This is a genomic window from Sulfurospirillum sp. hDNRA2 (assembly GCF_024206095.2).
GTDB lineage: Bacteria > Campylobacterota > Campylobacteria > Campylobacterales > Sulfurospirillaceae > Sulfurospirillum.
This window is the reverse complement of the sequence record NZ_CP159800.1, coordinates 2267234-2287616: the sequence shown is the minus strand read 5'-3', so window position 1 is coordinate 2287616 and position 20383 is coordinate 2267234. Positions and strand designations below refer to the sequence as shown.

Annotated in this window: 17 protein-coding genes; 14 read left to right on the top strand and 3 right to left on the bottom strand. The window is 47.4% G+C overall.

Going from position 1 to position 20383, the window contains the following annotated elements; translation table 11 throughout:
• Positions 1–10: 10 nt before the first annotated feature.
• From NL930_RS11250 to NL930_RS11225, 6 genes are all read left to right on the top strand, one after another.
• Positions 11–1282, top strand: a complete 1272-nt coding sequence (locus tag NL930_RS11250; protein WP_254376736.1) for a nitroreductase family protein — start codon at positions 11–13, stop codon at positions 1280–1282.
• Positions 1283–1466: 184 nt separating this feature from the next.
• Positions 1467–4016 (top strand): trimethylamine-N-oxide reductase TorA, encoded by a 2550-nt coding sequence (gene torA / locus NL930_RS11245; protein WP_254376735.1) that lies wholly within the window; start codon positions 1467–1469, stop codon positions 4014–4016.
• A gap of 3 nt (positions 4017–4019) precedes the next feature.
• Positions 4020–4580 carry a hypothetical protein gene (locus tag NL930_RS11240; protein ID WP_254376734.1) on the top strand — a complete coding sequence of 187 codons (561 nt, stop codon included), beginning with the start codon at positions 4020–4022 and terminating at the stop codon, positions 4578–4580.
• A gap of 100 nt (positions 4581–4680) precedes the next feature.
• Positions 4681–5367, top strand: a complete 687-nt coding sequence (locus NL930_RS11235; protein ID WP_254376733.1) for a response regulator transcription factor — start codon at positions 4681–4683, stop codon at positions 5365–5367.
• Positions 5357–6952: an ABC transporter substrate-binding protein gene (locus NL930_RS11230; protein ID WP_254376732.1), complete on the top strand. Its 1596-nt coding sequence runs from the start codon at positions 5357–5359 to the stop codon at positions 6950–6952. Before NL930_RS11235 ends, NL930_RS11230 begins: the two co-directional genes overlap by 11 nt.
• Entirely contained in the window at positions 6949–8628 is a 1680-nt protein-coding gene (locus tag NL930_RS11225) for a sensor histidine kinase (RefSeq protein ID WP_254376731.1), read from the top strand. Before NL930_RS11230 ends, NL930_RS11225 begins: the two co-directional genes overlap by 4 nt.
• Positions 8629–8653: 25 nt before the next feature.
• On the opposite strand, the gene NL930_RS11220 is transcribed toward NL930_RS11225, so the two are convergent.
• The 3 genes from NL930_RS11220 to NL930_RS11210 form a co-directional block, all read right to left on the bottom strand.
• Positions 8654–10036, bottom strand: coding sequence for a methyl-accepting chemotaxis protein (locus NL930_RS11220; protein WP_354672756.1), 1383 nt, complete (start codon positions 10034–10036; stop codon positions 8654–8656).
• Positions 10037–10079: 43 nt separating this feature from the next.
• Positions 10080–10586 carry a PAS domain-containing protein gene (locus tag NL930_RS11215; RefSeq protein ID WP_254376729.1) on the bottom strand — a complete coding sequence of 169 codons (507 nt, stop codon included), beginning with the start codon at positions 10584–10586 and terminating at the stop codon, positions 10080–10082.
• Between the two features lie 241 nt (positions 10587–10827).
• Complete coding sequence (locus NL930_RS11210; RefSeq protein ID WP_254376728.1) at positions 10828–11304, bottom strand: hypothetical protein; 477 nt, start codon at positions 11302–11304, stop codon at positions 10828–10830.
• 131 nt (positions 11305–11435) lie between these two features.
• On the opposite strand from NL930_RS11210, the gene NL930_RS11205 reads away from it, so the two are divergent.
• Genes NL930_RS11205 through NL930_RS11170 form a run of 8 tightly spaced genes read left to right on the top strand, consistent with a single transcriptional unit; the run spans position 11436 to position 20373 of the window.
• A complete protein-coding gene (locus NL930_RS11205) occupies positions 11436–12947 on the top strand; it encodes a 2Fe-2S iron-sulfur cluster-binding protein (protein ID WP_254376727.1) in 1512 nt (503 codons plus the stop codon).
• Positions 12944–14227 (top strand): complex I subunit 1 family protein, encoded by a 1284-nt coding sequence (locus NL930_RS11200; protein ID WP_254376726.1) that lies wholly within the window; start codon positions 12944–12946, stop codon positions 14225–14227. Before NL930_RS11205 ends, NL930_RS11200 begins: the two co-directional genes overlap by 4 nt.
• A complete protein-coding gene (locus tag NL930_RS11195) occupies positions 14228–14725 on the top strand; it encodes an NADH-quinone oxidoreductase subunit I (RefSeq protein ID WP_254376725.1) in 498 nt (165 codons plus the stop codon).
• Entirely contained in the window at positions 14722–15219 is a 498-nt protein-coding gene (locus NL930_RS11190) for an NADH-quinone oxidoreductase subunit J (RefSeq protein ID WP_254376724.1), read from the top strand. Before NL930_RS11195 ends, NL930_RS11190 begins: the two co-directional genes overlap by 4 nt.
• Positions 15216–15536: an NADH-quinone oxidoreductase subunit NuoK gene (gene nuoK, locus NL930_RS11185; protein WP_039672146.1), complete on the top strand. Its 321-nt coding sequence runs from the start codon at positions 15216–15218 to the stop codon at positions 15534–15536. Before NL930_RS11190 ends, nuoK begins: the two co-directional genes overlap by 4 nt.
• Complete coding sequence (gene nuoL / locus NL930_RS11180) at positions 15533–17413, top strand: NADH-quinone oxidoreductase subunit L (protein ID WP_254376723.1); 1881 nt, start codon at positions 15533–15535, stop codon at positions 17411–17413. Before nuoK ends, nuoL begins: the two co-directional genes overlap by 4 nt.
• 3 nt (positions 17414–17416) lie before the next feature.
• The gene (locus tag NL930_RS11175; protein WP_039672148.1) at positions 17417–18895 is read left to right on the top strand and encodes a NuoM family protein; all 1479 of its coding nucleotides are present in this window, start codon (positions 17417–17419) and stop codon (positions 18893–18895) included.
• Complete coding sequence (locus NL930_RS11170) at positions 18892–20373, top strand: NADH-quinone oxidoreductase subunit N (protein WP_254376722.1); 1482 nt, start codon at positions 18892–18894, stop codon at positions 20371–20373. Before NL930_RS11175 ends, NL930_RS11170 begins: the two co-directional genes overlap by 4 nt.
• Positions 20374–20383 lie beyond the last annotated feature (10 nt).

Sequence of the window (20383 nt, the reverse complement as noted above, 5' to 3'; positions counted from 1 at the left end):
AGGAGCAAACATGTCTAGCTACCATGATCAAACGGCCCACACGTACCGCTCGGTGCGAATGAAGTCGCATCGTATCGACTGGGACAATCCTCCCAAACCGTTTAAAAGCTATCCTGAGAGTTTCCCTCGTATTGCGCTGGATGCGAAAGTACCTTCGCATCGCTTTTTGATGCTTATCGGCGGCATTACGGCGCAAAAAAGCTATCCGGGCGTTACGTATGCTTTGCGTACCAATCCAAGTGCCGGAGCTTTGTATCCGACGGAAACGTACGTACAAATTCGCACGGTCGAGGGATTGGAAGACGGAATTTACCATCTATGCACTTTGGAAAACACGTTGGTACGTTTAGGCGATTTAAATGAGAACGAAGGCGTAGAAACATTTTTACATGTAAAAAAAATCAAAGGTTTCGTTTTCTTGTTTTCGGCACTTTACTATCGCTCTTCTTGGAAGTATCAAACGCGTGCGTTTCGCTACTGCTTACTCGATACGGGGCATATGATAGGTACATTGGAAGCTTCGTGCTTGCTTTTCAAGCGCGATTATCGTGTCTGTTATCGCTTGGATAGAAGTCGTTTGAACACGCTTTTTGCTTTTGAAAACGAAGAGTTTTTTCTCTCGAGCGTGATTGTCGGAGAAGAGGACGAAGCATTGAGCCCTCAGATAGCGGCGTTGCGCCTTATGCGGGTGGATGGAACGGGACGGTTTGAAGCCGATCTTCGTATCGAAGAGGCGTACCGGATGACATGTACGCTTCAAGCGGAAGAAGAACAACGTGCTATGCCCGCATTTGCGTTCGATCGTAAACGTTGGGAAGAAGCCATTTGGAAGCGTCGCTCCATTCGCGATTTTACGCAAAAACCTCTTTCCAAAGAGCAATTTTTCGAAACGATACGTTTTGTAACGGAGCCGATTCCCAGCGACTGTGACGTGAGGGTCGATCTTTATGCGGTTATTAACCGCGTGAACGGCATGGAGCAGGGTATTTGGCGGGAGGGAAAATACGTGCAAAAAGGCGATTTTTCAAAATATGCGGGCTATTTATGCTTGGAGCAAGCCCTCGGTGAAGAGAGCGGCGTGACGTTTTTTATCGTAGGAGACGATGCGCAAAACTACCAAGCGATGATGCAAAAAGCGGGTATCCTCGGACATCGCTTGTACCTGATCGCTACGTATTTAGGGTTTGGATGCAGCGGTATCGGTGCTTATTACGACGACGAAGTCAAGGCTTTTTTACAACAAGAAGGCATGATTCTCTATGCGCTGAGTATAGGATATTAGCTGACATGTAAGGTTTTTTGCGATAGATTTTCGATCGTTTGAACGCTTCTCAACACTCATTAATTCCTCATTTTTTTTCGTTAAGCTTCATCTATAAAAGTAAAAATTACATTCTAAACGTAACTTTTACTTAAGATTCATACGTTTTCGTATGGCTCAAATCGTTCAATTCAAGGAGCAGACAATGACAAAGAAGATGGACAGAAGATCGTTTTTAAAAGCAAGCGGTGCGGCGGCAGGCGCGATGGTTGCTACGGTGAACGCCGAAGCGATTCCCTTAGTCGGCGATTCGATTTTACAAGACGGCGTTGATAGCGTGAGTGCCTCACACTTCGGTGCGGTAACGACCAAAGTACGCAACTCTCGATTTGAGAGCGTTGAGGCGTTTGCGGAAGATCGTTATCCGTCGAGCTTAATTCAAGGACTTCCGGCACGTACCTATGCGCAAGATCGTATCTTATATCCGTGCGTTCGCGAAGGGTATTTGAAAAACGGTTACAAAAGCGATAAAAGCAAACGCGGTTCGGACAAATTTGTGCGCGTTTCATGGGAAAAAGCCTTTGATTTGATTGCCGACGAGCTCAAACGCGTCTATAAAAGTTACGGGCCTGACGCGGTATACGGTGGAAGTTACGGTTGGTTTTGCGTCGGAAGTCTCAATAACCCTCAAGCACTTTTAGGCAGAATGCTCGGTATCGCCGGTGGGTATACTTCACGTACGCTAACCTACTCAACCCATGCGATTCGTGCGATTACCCCTTACGTTACGGGCGGCGACGAGTCGAGCAATCAACAAACAGCGTATCCCAATCTCATTGCCAACTCCGAGTGTATCGTTTTTTGGAGCAGCGATCCGATCAATACCAATCAAATTGCGTGGGGCGTGCCCGATCATCAATCGTATGAGTATATGAAACAACTCAAAGCCGAAGCGAAAAAGCGCGGTATCAAGTTCTACTGCATCGATCCGGTTTATAACAACACCGCGGTCTATTTTGGAGCAGAACATATCAAAGTACGCCCAACGACCGACGTTGCGATGATGCTCGGTATGGCGCACTATCTGTACAGCGAGAACCTTTATGCCAAAGAGTTTGTGGAAAAATACACCAGCGGCTTTGCGGAGTTTAAAGCATACCTCTTGGGCGAGGGCGAGGATAAAACTCCTAAAACACCCGAGTGGGCGGCTAAAATCTGCGGCGTAGATGCCAAAGTGATTAAGATGCTAGCCAAAGAGTTTGTCTCTAAACGTACGATGCTCATGGGCGGATGGGGATTCCAAAGAGCGCACCATGGGGAGCAACCGCACTGGATGTTGATCACGCTTGCAAGTATGATCGGCCAAATCGGACTTCCCGGCGGAGGGTTCGGATGTGCATATCACTACTCAGACGGCGGTGTTCCGGCTCCTGCGGCGGCGACGGGCAATCCTTTAAGCGATGTCAAAATGGGCAACGGTAGCCAAGGAACGGCTGCGAGTGCGGATGCCCCTGCGGCCTCTCCCGGACTTACAGGCATTAGCGTGAATTCTAAAGTGGACGGTCCTTGGAAACAACGTAAAATTCCCGTGATTCCCGTTTCACGCATTGTGGAATGTCTGGAAAATCCCGGCCGTGAGATCTTATTTGACGGTAAAAAACTGACCTATCCCGATTTGAAAATGGCGTATTGGGCGGGCGGCAATCCGTTCCATCACCACCAAGACCGTAACCGTATGATCAAAGCGTGGCAAAAATTTGAGACCTTTGTCGTCAACGAGTGCTTCTGGACGGCAACGGCGCGTATGGCGGACATCGTGCTTCCCGCAACCACGGAGCAAGAGCGTAACGACATCACCAAATCACACACCAACAGCTACATTTTTGCCATGAAAAAAGCGGTTGAACCCGCGGGCGAAGCGATGGACGATTTTGATATTTTCGTGAACATCCTCAGGCGTTTTAGTGCCGCTGAGGTGTTGGCGTTTACCGAGGGTAAAAGTAAGATGGAGTGGATCAAATCCTTCTACGAAGAGTCCTTCAACAAAGCGAAAAAATCGGGTGTTACGATGCCTTCTTTTGAAGCATTTTGGGAAAAAGGATTTGTGAAGTTTGAAACACCCGAAGCGGCTAAAAATTTCATCAAGTACAAAACTTTTAGGGACAATCCCGTAACCCATCGTTTGGGAACCCCTTCGGGTAAAATCGAGATTTTCTCGAAAAAAATTGCGGGATTCGGGTATCAAGAGTGCAAAGGACATCCGACGTGGTTTGAGCCGATGGAGTGGCTCGGCAGTTCTACGGCAAAAGAGTTCCCGCTCAATCTGGTCTCTCCGCACCCCAAATACCGCCTTCACTCACAGCTCAACAACACGTGGTTGCGCGATCTTGAAGAGGTTCAAGGTAGAGAGCCTATCTGGATGCACCCTAAAGATGCCGCTAAACGAGGTATTCAAAACGGTGACGTCGTGCGCATTTTCAACAAACGCGGTCAAGTGCTTGGAGGTGCGGTGGTAACCGAAGCGGTCATGGAAGGCGTTGTTAGAATGCAAGAGGGTGGTTGGTATGATCCTAAAGAGCCCGGCAAAATCGGCTCTTTATGCGTACACGGCGACGTCAATGTGTTGATCGCCGATATTCCGACCTCCGAACTTGCCCAAGGTAATCAAGCCACGGCACTTGTGGAGATTGAGAAATTCAAAGGGGAGTTACCTGCCATCGGTATATTTAAAGCCCCGAGCATTAAAGGAGCGTAGAGAATGTTCGTCAAAACGATAACGTTAACCCTATGCCTTGCCTCGTTCCTTTTCGGGGCGGGCGGGTCGTTTATGAGCAAAAATAGCCCTCTGTTTTCCGATGCCAGTGCCAAAGAAGCGATAGGCGAATTGATCGTATCGGCGGAAGTCAAAGATCTTTCCAAAAGCGGTGAGTATACCGAAGTCGAATTTATCGGTTATCAGCCTAAAGACAGCGCCGTCGTGTATGAAAAAGCGGGAGTGCTGATCGTCGGCTTAGAGGTCGCCAATGCCGGTGCACTCAAAGTTATCGGCGAAAAAACGGACGAGTACGGAACGGTTTGGCTCAACGTCTCGATGAAAGGTTTTGTCGCTAGCAGTGCTTTGGGCAAAGACAAAGGGAACATTTTGCAAGCGGGAAAAGAGCTTTTCGGTGCCAAATGCGGTACATGTCACGCTTTGCATGCCGAAAGCGAGTTTGATGCTAACGTGTGGCCGAGTATTTTAGATGCGATGGGCGAACAAGCCGCGCTTTCCAAAGACGAAAAATATTCGATTATGAAGTACCTGCAAAACTATAAGTAACACGCACTTCCTTCGCTCTTCGGGGCGGAGGAGGCTCATAGCATCCAAAGATAAACTTGGCTAGAATCATTACATGTAAGCTCATTTCAAAGGATCACTGATGGAACTTTGGTTGGAAAAACTCAAATCTTTGAAGCTTTTGTATGCCGAAGACGAAGAGGGGATTCGAAAACCCATGGCCAATACCTTGGCGTATTACCTCAAAGAGGTTCTTGAAGCGCGTGATGGCGAAGAGGCACTCGACATCTACTACGAGCAACGTCCCGACATTATTTTAACCGATCTTCGAATGCCCCGAAAAGACGGGCTCGATATGGTCAAAGAGATACGTAAAAACGACAAGAAAACCCCCATTTTAATGATTACCGCGCATACCGATAAAGAGTATCTACTCAGCGCAATCGAGCTGAAGATTGAGAAATACCTGATTAAACCCATCGCGCTCAACGAACTTTTAAGCGGTTTGAGACTTTGCGTCGGCGAGATCGAATCGGGACGTTCGTTGTTTCTCGAATGCAAAAACTGTAAATTCGATTTTAAAAACAGACGGATTTTACACGAGGGAGGCAAAGAGACCGAGCTGACGCACAAAGAGTCCGATTTTTTGGAGCTTTTATTGCGTAAAAAGGGGATGATCGTCAGTTACGAAGAGATTGAACTCAACGTCTGGAAAGAGGAGTTTATGAGTATCGCCGCCCTTCGGACGTTGGTTAAGTCTTTGCGAAAAAAACTTCCGAACAGTTCGATTAAAAACCATTCGCAAACGGGGTACAGCTTTGAGGTATAAGCTTGTTTGCTTACTTCTTTTAAGCCTTCATTGCGGCATTTTTGCGGCGCAAGAGGAACCTTACGTTGAAGATACGAGCGAGCGACACGCCTTACATGTAAGAGATCCGCGTTCGCATATCAAGGTCTTTTTGCCTTCGATGCCGTATAACTATGTTTCGCGTTTGGTGAACGAGGGCTTGGTGCGCTTGGCGGAAAACGATCAAGGGTGGGAGTACGCTTTAGCGACCAAGAGCACCAAACTCTCGCCGCTTTTGTATGAATTCGAACTGCGTAGGGGCGTTCGTTTTCAAGACGGTACGCCCTTTAACGCCGACTCGGTCATGCACAATTTTCGCTACTTTCTTAAACAGCCGTTTAACTACACCAACATTCACCGTTCCCTTAAAAGCGTCGAAAAAATTTCCGACTATACGATTCGTTTGCATCTGTCTCAACCCTACGGTATGCTTTACCGTGATCTTGCGCGTATTTACATCTATTCCGAAGCGTACTTGAAGACGTTCGGTTGGAAAGGTGCGGAGACGGGTGCCAACATCAAAGCATCGGGGCCTTACGGTTTAGGACCGTATATTTTAACCGAGGGAATGATTACGGGGCGCAAACAAACGCCCAAAGCGATTCTCAAAGCCAATCCTTATTATTGGGAAAAACAGTATCCTTGCATCGAAACCATTACGTTTTACACGGAACTCTCAACCGCCGAAGCGTTGCGTTTAGCTTTATACGAAGACGGCGGGCTTGATTTTATGCAAATTCCTTTCAATAAAAAGATCGAAACCATGCTTTCTCCTTATGCCAAGTTGGTTTCCATGCCCTCAACGCATAATTTTACGATCTATTTTAATTTAGCCAAAACCGCTTCGCCCGTAGCGCGTAAAGAGGTGCGTCAAGCACTCAATTGCGCGCTCAACCAACAAAGTTTACTCGACTTCACCTATAAAAAAGAGGGCAGGCTCAACCCCGCCGCGTTCAAAGACGGAGCATGTCCTTTGGACGCGGCAATGATAGAACGTACGCTAAAAGGGCTGGAGCTAAACGTCGCCACGCAAGACTCGTTGCTTTTTTTATGGAAAGGCATCGAATATCAGCTCTCAACGTACGGCGTGAAACTTCGTTACCGCATTACGACGAGCGAAAAAGAGATTTACGATTTGGCGCAAAAAAATCATCGAGATACGCAAGAGTGGGATATTTTGATTCAAAATACCCAAGATTGGTACGGTAGGCATCCGTGGCCGGTGTTTATTCGCTATCAAGAGAATAATCCGTGGAGTTTTGTGCGACACGACGCTTTGATGAAAAGTTCTATCGAAACGTTTTTCGGATTGGAACAAGACGATGCGTTGTTTTACACTTTAACCCAAAAGATTCAAGATCGCGCGCGTGAGGAGGCGTATATGTTGTTTGTCCCGATTCCCAATGCCGTTTTTGCGATGAACAAAGAACTGGTATTTGAACCGCTCGGCATCGGAATGCAGCCGTTTTGGAAAGCGAAAATTACCGATCGGCATTGGTCGGTAAGAGGCGATAAAGCGTATCCGGAAGAACTTCAAAAACCTTTGATTCCCAAGCGGTTCCCATGAAAAAAATCCCTATCAAATACAAACTTTTACTGCTCTTTAGTTTCTCGTTTATCGGCATGTTGATTTTGGCGGAACGAACGTTTAGCCTCTCGCAAGAGAATATCCGTAATGCGACGACGATTTTCGAGAATTCTCAAAGCACGTTGCATTTGCAGGAAAACTACATCGAGCCGACCAACGCTTTACGCGAAATGAGCCTCTCGTTGGTGATGTCGCCCAATGAGGATTACCGAAAAAATATCGAGGCGGACATTATCGACCGGCGTGCGCGTTTGGAAGAGAATTTCGCAAAGTTGGATCCCCAAACCTACAGTGCATGGAAAGCGTATTCAAACAGTGTTCAAAAGACGTGCGGTTATCTGGAAGCGCGTTTTGAGGAGGCGGCATTTGTACATGTCACTTCCATCGAGCGGGAAAACTATACGGCACTTTTAAATCGTCTTAAGTCCCTTCAACACGATGCGATTATGCAAACCAAACACAATTTTTCGGATATTCAAACCGGTGCGCGTGCGCTGAAGTACGAATTGATCGTTTTGGTACTTCTGCTTTCGGCATTGGTGTTCGTCGCGGGCTATTTACTCTCCAGCCATATCGTCTCTTCGATTTTGAAATTGCAAGAGGGACTCAAAGAGTTTTTCGGTTATTTGCAAACCAAAACGACGCAACCTAAACCCATCGAGCTTCACAGCCGAGACGAACTTGAGGATATGGCGAAACTGCTCAATCAAAGCATCTCCAAAGCTTCGGCAACGATTATCCAAGATACGCTCTTTATCGAAGACGCGATTAGCGTGGTCAACGATCTTAAGCTCGGCAAACTCTCTTCGCGCCTCCATTCGACGGCACAAGCGCAAGAGTTGCGTCTGCTTAAAGACGTTATCAACGCGATGATCGACAATTTAGAGTCGAAAATTAACGAAGAGATTCTCAAACGTACGGAGCAGGAGAAACTTCTGATTCAACAAAGCAAACTTGCGAGTATGGGCGAAATGATCGGCAATATCGCACATCAATGGCGACAACCTTTAGGCGAGCTCAGCGCGCTTTTGATCAATCTTCAAGTCAAACACGAGTTTCACGATTTGGATGAGGGGTATTTGCTTGAGAGCATTCAGCGGTGTATGAAAATCAATGCGTTTATGTCGGGTACGATCAGCGATTTTCAAAATTTCTTTAAACCCTCGAAGGAAAAAGAGGTGTTTGAAATCAGCGAAGCGTGTGAACGCGCCATCGCTATTTTGCAAGCATCTTTGCGTTATCACGGGATCGAGTTTTCGTTCGATATTTCCGAAAAGATGGAAGTGCTCGGCTACCCCAACGAGTTTGCGCAAGCGCTTTTAAATATTCTCTCCAACGCCAAAGACGTTTTAAGCGAGCGAGAGATCAGCAATCCGTTTATTCGTCTTTACCTCAAAAAAGGGTATAAGTATATTTTGATCGTCATCGAAGATAACGGCGGCGGCATCGCCAAAGAGCATATGGAGCGTATTTTCGAGCCTTACTTCACCACCAAGTACGCAAAACAGGGAACGGGCATCGGACTTTATATGACGAAGATGATCATCGAAAATAATATGGGCGGCATTATTACGGTCAAAAACACCGAATCGGGAGCTCTGTTCACGATCAAATTACCCAGCGTTCCCGAAGCGGAATCAATGCCTTACATGTAAGAAAATTGCTTACATGTAAGGATTTTTAGAGGCGTGCGTTTTTCTCTTCAATCATCGTATCCAGCGTCGTAAAGAGCGTTTTACTCTCTTTCTCGACCTCTTTAAAAAAGTCGATGATTTGCTTTTTCTCATCTAACAAATTCGATTGCGTCGAACGAATCAGGCCGCTAATGGCAAGAACGTGTTGATGGAAGCTTTGATGCGGTGCGTAAAGGGCTTTAAAGCTTGGCGTATCTCCGAAAATCTTCTCACCGTCTTTGCGGTACCATTCGCCCAAACTGCACGTCTCGTGGGTTTGAAACGAAGCGTTTGCGTCATTGACGTAAACGGCACTGTAGGCGTTGGCTTTGAAAATCGCATGGTTCATTTTCGCAAGCGTGACGAAGATCGTTTGTTGAATCGTATTGATATTAGTCGACGTCGTATTGGAGTGTTCGATCAGACTGTTAAACGTGAGACTGAGTTGATCGAGCGTTTTAGTGGAAGCGTCGGCATTTTCTTTCATCGATTCGGCGTTGCTCTCGAGTCCCGCCGTTTCTTGTTGGAGCATTTTAATCGAAACGGAAATTTCCGCGGTTGCCTTTTGCGTCGTTTCGGCCAATTTTCGTACTTCATCGGCGACAACCGCAAACCCTCGTCCGTGTTCGCCCGCACGCGCGGCTTCGATGGCGGCATTGAGGGCTAAAAGATTGGTTTTATCGGCGATGTCGTTAATCATATCGACGACGTTGCTGATGTCGCGTGTGCGTTGCGCTAAAATACCGATACTTTGCTCGTTTTGGTTGACAAATTCGATCAAAGCGGTAATCTTTTCGATCGTATCGCGTAAGTTTTGGTAGCTTCCTTTAGTTTCGTCGGCATAGATTTCACCGTCTTTGGCGATCTCTTTGAGGCGTTCGACGATGGTCGTGAGGTTGGCTTGGACGGTAGAGAAGTCGTTAGAACCGCTGCTGATTTGCGCCAATTCCGCATTCAACGTGTTGCGTGCGATAAATTCATGGGTTTGCTGCATCGCGTGAACGGCTTGGTTGATCATTTGCGCTTGATCTTTAAATTCGCCGTGCATACCTTTTTGAAGGATTTTACGGCTGAAATCCTCTTTAGAAGCCGCTAAAATCGTCGCTTTGATCTCTTTAGTGACCAATTCGAAGTTATCCAAAAGCGTATTCATATTGGAACAGAGTTGCTTAAGCTCTCCGCCGTCGTCGACGTTGACGATACGCCCGTGAAGTTCTCCGTGCGCACTGTCGTGAATAATGCCGGCTAAAGAGTGAATCGTATTGCGGACTTTATGGATATTGACGAACATAAACCAACCTAGCGCGAAATTGCTGAGGTTCAAGATTTGAATCCAATGAAAACCGTTAAAATAGACCTCCAAACAAAACGCAATAAAAAAAATAGCCAACGAAATAACGTTAGCATTCTGGACACGCGCCAGTGAAGACGATCTATTCGTAGGAGAGGATAAATTCTGCATAAGAAACCTTTAATTTCGCAAGAGTATTGTCAAGAAGCGCTAAAGAACTTTGCATACCGCCGCTTTTTTCCGCTTCGAGCATTTGACGATAAAGGGGTTCGATCACACTAAGGCCTTTTGGACTGGGGCATCGCCTGACGGAGTGGTAGCCGATAATTGTGGCATTTCTCGTATCGACGATCGGCGTAATATAGGCGTGAACCCAATAAAACTGCCCCGATTTGGTACGGTTTTTGACGTACGCAAAGATTTCGTCGCCGGCTTGGACTTTGTCCCATAGAAGTTTAAAGACGGCACGAGGCATATCGGGATGGCGTAAAATATTGTGGGGCGCGCCGATCATCTCTTTTTCACTGTAGCCGCACATTTCGATACAAAGATCGTTAACGTAAGTAATCTTACCTTTGAGGTCGGTTTTGGAAACGATAAACTGATCCTCGCCGAAGAACAGTTCGTTACCTTTTTGCGTAATAGACACGGAACATCTCCTCATAATAACAACGATATCGTATAAATTTTGAAGTGCTTAGTATAACAAAAAAATAGTATATTTTAGTCGCATTTGTGACATTTTATACGTTTTATACGATTAACGATGCAATATCCAATCCGTACGAGAACATGCCGTCCAAATCGTTTACGAAAGCTTTCGCCAAGTCTTTGAAACGCCTTGGAAATAAAACACTCAAGACGACGTTAATGATGATTGTACGAGAAGTTTATTTATCGGTTTGAAACGTGAAAACCGCCCCTAAACTTCGATCGCTTTTGTTTAAAATGACGTTGGCTTGCCATATCATATTCCCGACCGCACATGTGGGTAAAAGACCGCTACCTTCGTATACGCCCTTAGCTGTCGGTTTTAAGACGAACGTATGAAATCCCATGTTCATATTGGTGGCGAAAATTTTCAGTTCGATCGAAGAGAGTTCATGCGGCGTCGTGACCTTAAAATGAAGCGGTTGCATGAGCGGAATGGATTTGGGATCGATCTCAAACGAAAGCGGCGTGTCGTCTTTAAGGTTCAATTCACAGCGTTTGTGATGCAAATCGCACGGAAGCGAAAGCGTCGCAAACTGCGTATCGCCGACCCACCAACGGTATAGGTCGCTCGAATCGATTAAAAAGTATGCCGCAATCAAGACAACGACGATACATTCGACTAAAAAATATTTAATGATTTTTGAACTATTCATGAAAAGCCTTTTTTTGACGTGTTAATATAACACGACTTTGTTAAAATTGAGTAAATGTGAAGTGACAGCTACTTTAAAGTTTGGTGTCGATAGAATGGAGAAACAAGCTCATTATGAGGGTTCAGACGTCCATGGTGTCACTTAGCGTAGACGGAAAACGGATCGAAGTCCGCGAAAACACGTTACTCATCGAAACGTTACTTTCTCAGGGGATTTCTATTCCCCATTTTTGTTATCATCCCGCATTAGGAAAAGACGGTAATTGCCGTATGTGTATGGTCGAGATCGAAGGGCAAAAGCGTCCGCAAATCGCCTGCGATACTTTGGTCAAAGAGGGTATGGTCGTTCGCACGAAAGGCGAAAAGATCGATCGCGTTAAACGCTCGATTTTGGAGATGGAGCTCATCAACCATCCGATCGACTGCCCGATTTGCGACCAAGCCGGAGAGTGCTCTTTGCAAAATTACTACATGGACGTCGGACTTTACGAGAGCCGTCTTAGCACCCCCAAAGTGCGCGGGAAAAAGCATGTCGATTTGGGTTCGAACGTCGTACTCGACCAAGAGCGATGCGTGTTGTGTACGAGGTGCGTACGCTTTACCGAGAAGATTACGAAAACGCACGAACTAGGCGTTCTTTCTCGCGGCGATACGTCGGTCATCGACACGTTTCCGGGCGAAAAGCTGAGCAATCCTTATGCGATGAACGTGGTCGATTTGTGTCCGGTGGGAGCACTTACCAGCAAAGATTTTCGTTTTGCCAAACGCGTGTGGTTTTTGCAAAGCGAAAAAGCGATCTGCAACGCTTGCGCGCGAGGGTGTTCGATTTTCGTCGATCACCATAAAGAAAAGTACCGAAGCGAAAAAATTTACCGTTATCGACCGCGCTTTAACGATGCGATCAACGGTTATTTCATCTGCGATGCGGGACGATTGAGTTATGCTCAAGAGAACGCGCTTTTCGATGCACAGGCGATGATTCGGGGGAAAGTCAGCGAATACGACTACGCCGAGGGAAAATGGCTTCGTTTATTGAAACGCTATTTAGGCAAAACCCTCTTTGTCCTCTCCTCATCGCTTTGTTTGGAAGAGCTCGTACGCCTTCAAAAACTCGCCAAGCTTTACGATATTAAACTAAGCGCGTATGAGCCTGACCGTTTTGATGAATGTTTCGGGGACACGTTTTTAAAATGTTCGGATCGCTCCGCTAACGCACGGGCGTTGCCTTTGTTGGGGATCGACGACACGAAAGAGGGATTCCAAAACGCTTTACAAGATGCCGAACTAATCGTCTTAATCGGCCGTCACGACGTGGCTTTGACGTTTGATGCGCCTTGCCGTAAGAGTGTGGTCGTCTTGGACGCGGGAGGCATGACATGTGAAGCCGTAGAGCTGATGTTGCCCGTCGCGTCGCACACGCAAAAAGAGGGAACGTACGTCAACGTCGACGGTTACGTGCAATACAGCGCGTGCATGATCGCAAACGACAAAGGGCGTAAAACGCTTTTGGAACTTTTAGGTACGGTGCTAGGAGACGGCATTGTGCGTGCGCAAGAGGTTTGGGAAGAAGAGATCATCCGTTTGGAGCCGTTTAAAAACCTCTCGTTTGCTCTGCTTCCCTCGACGCCGAGGATTGCCTTATGAGCGGACTTGCGATCGGTATCGTCGTTTTGAACGTGGTATTGGCTTTGCTCTTTTCGCTCGGAGCCGCACCGATTTTGGTTTGGATCGAGCGTCGGGTCGCCGGATTGATTCAAGACCGTTTGGGCCCTAATCGTTGCCATATCGCGGGAATTCGTTTGGGCGGCTTGGTGCAGTCGTTGGCGGATATGCTCAAGCTTTTTTTTAAAGAAGATTTTAGAGCCAACGCGATTCGCGAAAAATTCCTCTTCTCTTTAGCTCCCGTGATTGTCTTCGTTTCGGCGTTTTTGAGCTTTATGGTTATGCCTTTTGCGGACGACGTGTACGTTGAGGGCGAGCGTTTTATCATGCAAGGCTTACCGATCGATACGGGCGTTTTGTGGTTTTTGGCGTTGGCGGGTCTGAGCGTTTACGGCATTATGATCGGCGGATGGGCAAGCCGTAACAAATACGCACTTTTAGGCGCGATGCGCTCGGGTGCTCAGGTCATCAGCTACGAAGCGGCGATGGGACTTTCGTTGATTTCGGTACTTTTGTGTTATCCCTCGGTGCAGCTAGGCGATATCGTCCGTGCGCAAGGCGAGCTTTTGGGCGGCATTTTGCCCGCTTGGGGCATTTTTCTCCAGCCTTTGGCGGCATTGATTTTTATCGTGACCGCTTTTGCCGAAGCTAACCGAACGCCTTTTGACTTAGCCGAGGGCGAAAGCGAAATCGTCGGCGGGTTTCATACCGAGTACGGTGCGATGCGTTTTGGACTCTTTTTCGTCGGCGAATACGTTGCGATGAGCGCGTCGAGCGCGTTGATCGTTACGCTTTTTTTCGGCGGATTTCAGCTACCCTATCTTAACACCCAAACCTTACATGTCACGATGCCTCTCATCTTAGGCGCGTTGGGAATCGCCGTACCTTTGGGAAGTTTTTATGGTATTCGTTGGATACGAAAACATAACCGTTGGGCACTGCCAAACGACTGCCGAAACCGCGAAAGTGCATGGCTTAGCAACATTATTATCGGATTGAACGGCATTTTGGCGGCGGGTATCGGTTATGTTTGGATCGTCGGATTGTCGTCTTTCTCGACGCAGATGTTAACGGCATTGTTGCAAGTCGTGACCTTTGCGCTTAAACTGTTGGCGATGAATTTCGTTTTCGTATGGGTACGTTGGACGTTGCCGCGTTTTCGTTACGATCAACTGCAAATGTTAGGCTGGAAAGTGCTGATGCCCTTAGCCCTTGCCAATATTATCGTGACCGCGAGCGTCATCGTGTTGAGGGGGGCGTAAATGGGTGTTAAAATCGTTCCGCGTCACGGAAAAACGCTACGGGAAAAACTTTACCTTCCCGCCATTTTCGGCGGTATGAAAACGACCTTGCGCCATTTTACCGTCAATTTAGGCGATACGCCGCAGATTAAAACCTTTAGTTACCCCGAAGAACAGCCCCAAGATATCGGTGAGCGCTACCGCGGCGTGCATCGTTTAACCAAGCGTGAAGACGGTAGCGTGCGATGCGTTGCTTGCTTTATGTGTGCAACGGCATGTCCGGCAGAGTGTATTTTTATCGAAGCGCAAGAGCGCGAAGACGGCGTGGACGAAAAGATGCCCAAACGCTTTGATATCGATCTTTTAGAGTGCGTCTTTTGCGGAGCGTGCGTCGAAGCGTGCCCGTGCGACGCGATTCGCATGGACAGCGGTATTTTCAGTTTTATCGGGAAAAAACGCGAAGATTTTATCCAGACGAAAGAGCAACTCTTAGCCCGTGAAGCCAAGGAAAACGCATGAACGACCTTTTGTTTATATTCCTCTCTTTTTTTGCCCTGCTCGGCGCTTTCGGGATGATCGTATTGCATCAGCCCGTCCACAGCGCATTGAGCTTGATCGTGACGCTTTTGGCACTTGCGGGACTTTTTGCGCTTTTAAACGCTTCGTTTTTGTTTGCGGTGCAAATTATCGTTTATGCCGGAGCGATTTTGACGCTTTTTATTTTTATTATCATGTTTTTAAACGTTAAAGAGTCCAATTTGCCCAAAGAACCCAATAAAACGCTTTACCTCTTTCTCGGCGGTATCGTTTTGATTCCACTCAATCTTCTCGTCGTGCGCGCGTTTTATGCGATGCCGCTTTTAAGAGAGCCTTTGGCGGAAGATTTCGGCGAGATCAAGCCTTTGGGTGCGGAGTTGTTTACGAAATGGCTGTTGCCTTTTGAGCTGATTTCATTGTTGCTTTTGGTCGCCCTTATCGGTGCGGTCGTTTTTGCGCGAAAGGATGAGGTATGATCGTCTCGTCGCTTTTTTCGTACGTGCTGGTGGCGATGCTGCTTTTTTCGATCGGGCTTTTGGGCGTGATTGCGCGCAAAAATATTTTCGTTATCTACATGTCGATCGAATTGATGTTCAACGCGATCAACCTTCTTTTCGTCGCTTTAGCCCAATACCGCCATTCCTACGACGGGCAAATTTTCGCCGTCTTGATTATTGCGACGGCGGCGGCGGAAGCGGCGGTTTTTTTGGCGTTGATCGTTGTTCTGTTTAGGCGAAAGCAATCTTTAGATGCCGACGCGTTTCGCGCGTTGTCTCAAAAGGAGGCGGCATGAGCGTCGTGTTGGCTTGGATCGTCTTGCTTCCGCTGTGTTCGTTTGTACTGCTAGGAGCGATGTACCTTTTTTCGATCACGCAACGGCGTATCGCGCAACGCTACTTTACCTTCGTCGCACTGTTTTCTCCTGCGGTCGTGTTTGTTCTGGGTTTAGCGGCACTACGTGAGCTGATACTCCGCGGACACGCGTTGCATTATCGTGCCTACGTTTGGTTACATGTAGGGGATTATCGCATCGATATGGGATTTTTAGGCGATAAATTGTCATTGTTTATGGTCTTTTTTATCACGCTCGTGAGCGGCTTGATTCATCTTTACGCAACGTCGTATATGAACAAAGACGAGGGTTACGGCAAATTTTTCGCCTATTTTCATCTTTTTACGGCGTGTATGCTTTTGTTGGTTTTGGCCGATGGCCCTTTGATGCTCTTTATCGGCTGGGAAGGGGTGGGGCTTTGTTCGTACCTCTTGATTGGCTTTTATTATCAAAACAATGCCAACGTCGTTGCCGGCAATAAAGCGTTTATCGTCAATCGCGTCGGCGATTTAGGCTTTTTAATCGGTTTGGCGATGCTCTTTTTTTACGGGCAGTCTCATGATTTTAGCTACGAAACGCTTGCCTTGCATATCGGTGCGGTGCCGTCTGAAATTTTAACGGGAATTGCCGTGGCTCTTTTTGTCGGTGCGATGGGAAAATCGGCGCAAATTCCTTTGTACGTCTGGCTTCCGGATGCTATGGCGGGACCCACACCCGTTTCGGCGTTGATTCATGCCGCAACGATGGTTACCGCAGGCGTTTATATGGTTGCACGGTTTCATTTTCTCTACGATTTGGTGCCGCATGTGGGTGTTTTTATCGCGTATATCGGCGCATTAAGCGCATTCTTTGCCGCGCTAATCGCCACGAAACAAAGCGATATTAAGAAGATTTTGGCGTATTCGACGATGTCGCAGTTAGGCTACATGTTCGTCTCCGTTGGACTTGGCGCATACGATAGCGCGCTTTTTCACGTCTTTACGCATGCTTTTTTTAAAGCGCTTTTGTTTATGGGTGCCGGAGCGGTGATTGTCGCGTTGCATCACGAGCAAGACATTTTCAAAATGGGCGAAATGCGTCGCGTCATGCCCGTTACCTATGTTACGATGCTGATAGCGACCTTAGCAATTAGCGGTATTCCTCCGTTTGCGGGATTTTTTAGTAAAGACGAAATTTTGTCGGTTGCGTTTGGAAGCGGTCACTACGAACTGTGGTTGATCGGCACGGTGACGGCGGCATTGAGTTCGTATTATATGTTTCGGCTCTTCTTCGTCGTTTTTGAAGGAACGCACGCGTCGCATTCAAGAGCGCATGACGTCGATTGGGTAATGAAAGCACCTTTAATCGTTTTAGCGGTGGGGGCGACGTTTGCAGGATTTTTAGGATTGCCCGAACTCTTCGGCGGCAAGCATCTCATCGGCGAATGGTTAGCCCCATGGAGGCGCGAGGCATTTCATCTTTCGCACGTTGTTGAGGAAATACTAATCGCACTGAACGTCGTTGCCGCTCTTTTAGGCATAGCAATTGCCTATCGAAAATTTCGTTTTTACGATAGACGCGTCGCATACAAACCCGAAGGAATCGTATACCGCAAATTTTACGTGGACGAGCTCTACGACGTACTGTTCGTGCAGTCGATTCAACGCTTGAGCCGTTTTATCGCCGAGACAATGGACAAAAAGCTTGTCGATCGCGTCGTAATGGGAATGAGTCGAGGATTTGTCGCGGCGGGAACTCGAATCGCTTGGGTTCAAAATGCCTCCGTTCGGTTGTATGCGTTTATTATGATTGCGGGTATCGGCGCGGCTTCGTGTTATTTACTTGCAGTATTGAGGTAGCGTATGGGTATCCTCTCTTGGATTATTTTTTTACCGATGGCGGTTGCGTGCGTGCTTTTGGTTCTTCCCGTGGGCGCAAAAGCAACGCGTAACGGAGCGTTTGGCGTCTCTTTGATTATTTTTGCGTTGGCGTTTTACGTGCATGAACATTTTGTGCCAAGCGCGCAGATGCAGTTTTACGAGCAATACGATTGGATCAAAAGCTACGGTATCGCGTATCGCGTCGGCGTCGACGGTTTTTCGCTGATCGTTTTGATGCTCATCGCCACGTTGCTTCCGAGTGCGTACCTTTTGTTGTGGCACAACGAACGTTCGAAAAGTTATTGGATCAGTATGCTTTTCATTCAATCGGGCATTAGCGGTACGCTTTTTTCACTCGATCTGTTTTTGTTTTACTTTTTTTGGGAAGCGATGCTGCTCCCCGTTTTTATGATTATCGGGCTTTTCGGCTCGGGCAATCGTGTTTTTTCGACCTTGAAGATCACCGTTTACACGATTATGGGGTCGCTTTTTATGTTTGTGAGTATTTTGTATTTGGGCGTGTCGCACTACTACGAATTCGGGGCATGGAGTTTTGCACTTTCGGATTTGGTGCGGATTTCGAGTTTGACACAGGCTCAAGAGATGTTTTTGTTTGCCGGTTTTATGATCGCCTTTGCGATCAAAATCCCGCTTTTTCCCTTTCATTCGTGGCTCTTGGAAACCTACTCGACTTCGCCTACCGGAGGCGTTTTTTTACTCTCTTCGATCATGGCAAAATTGGGCGTGTATGCTTTGGTGCGCTTTACGATGCCGCTTTTTCCCGACCTTTTTGTCGCCTACGCGCGTTTTTTTATCGGCTTGGGAATTTTCGGTTTGATCTATTTTGGCATTGCGGCGATTGTGCAGGATAACATCAAAAAGATGCTCGCGTACTCTTCGGCGTCGCACTTGGGGCTGATCACTGCGGGCGTTTTTTCGCTCAACATGCAAGGCTTAACGGGCAGTGCCTTTCTCATCGTTGCCCACGCGATTGCCACGGGAGGGCTCTTTTTATTGGTCGGCGTGATGCAACGCCATTTGGGGATTCGCCCGCTAAGTGCCTTGGGCGGCATTGCCAAGCGCGCTCCGTGGTTTAGCGTCTACTTTGCGATCATGCTCTTTTGTACGGTCGGCATTCCCGGAACGAACGGCTTTGTGGCGGAACTGTTGATCGTTTTGGGTATTTTTCATTACAATCCCTATTTGGGCGTTTTAGCGGCATTGACCGTTTTGGTGGCGGCGAGTTATATGTTCTGGGTTTTTCAAAAAGCGATTTTGGTGCAAAGCGGCAACGACGTTTCGCACATGCGCGACTTGAGTCTTCACGAAATCGTCGGTCTGTTTCCTTTGGCGTTTTTGATCGTCGCGATGGGTGTTTACCCTGATTTTTTCTTGGCAAAAATCACGCCGACCTTGCACTATTACCTCGATACGATCTTACATGTAGGAGCGAATGCATGATCGCGCTTGGATGCATTGCCTTGGGCGCGGTGCTTTTGATGCTTTTGTCGGCGATGCCCAAAGTTCGTATGGAACACTGTTCCGTGTTTGCTTTCGTGACGCTTCTGATCGGCTTGATCCTTACGCTCACGTCGTTCGGAGAGTTGTTCACCTTTTTCCCTTTGCCGAAATTTTTTCACAAAATGCTCATCGTCGATAGTTATTCGGTCTATTTCGATGCGATTATTTTAAGCGGCGCATTGGTAACTTCACTGATCGGCACGCACTATTTTCAGCCAAAGAGACACTTTAAAAAAGAGTTTTTTTCGCTTTTCTTGTTTTCGGTTTTCGGGATGATGCTTTTGGTGCATGCAAGCGAATTGCTCAGTGCTTTTATCGCATTGGAGATCGCGTCGCTAAGCCTCTACGTGATGATCGGCTTTCAAAAAGTCCACGACAAACGCGTGGAAGCGAGTTTTCAATACCTCGTGTTAGGTTCTTTGGCGGGCATCTTCTTTCTTTTAGGCAGTGCGTTTGTGTATGCGGGGCTGGGTACGACGATCTTGGGAGAGATGGGAAACCGCTTGGATACGCTGATGGGTAAAGACGTTTCACTCGTGATCATCGGTGCGACTTTGATTTTGGTAACGTTTTTGTTCAAAATCTCCGCGTTTCCGTTTCAAAACTGGACGATCGACGTGTATGACGGCTCTTCGCTTCCGGTGAGCGCGTTTATGGCGGCGACCTTTAAAGTGGCGATTTTCGGGTTTATTCTTCGTTTGATGTTGGTGGATTTCGACCCGATCCGCGATACGTGGGATACGCTTTTCATCGTCGTTATTATCGCAACGCTTCTGTACGGCAGTTTCTTGGCGATTATCCAAAAAAGCTTGAAGCGAATGCTGGCGGCTTCGAGCATCGTGCATACGGGCTATTTGCTGATCGCTTTCGTCTCGATCGGTTACGCGGGTGAAAATGCCGCTTCGTCGATCATCTATTACCTCGTCGCTTATTTTCTCTCGGCAATGGGCGCGTTCGGGCTGATTTCGTATATTGCGGCGGACGAACATGTCAGGGTAACGTACGAAGATTTTAGGGGCTTTGCCCATGTGCATCCTTACATGGCGGCGATGCTGAGCGTCTTTATGCTCTCTTTGGCGGGAATACCTAGCACCATCGGTTTTGTGGGTAAATTTTATATTTTTACCGGAGCGATCGAAGCGGGTTATACCTTTCTTGCCGTATGCGGCGTGGTGGCGACGTTTGTATCGGTGTATTATTACTTTAAACTGATCGCGCTTATGTATTTTTACCCTGCGTGCGATTCGGATTGGAAAGACGTACCGAGCCTTAACGGTATTACGCCCTTAACGATCGGTTTGATCGCCCTAGCAATCATCTGGGGCGGCATCGGCAATACCTTTATCGCTTACTTTCCGGGCGTGGATTTTCTGATCGACACCGCACGACTTTCTTACATGTCGTTGTTTATCAAATAACAACGCATCG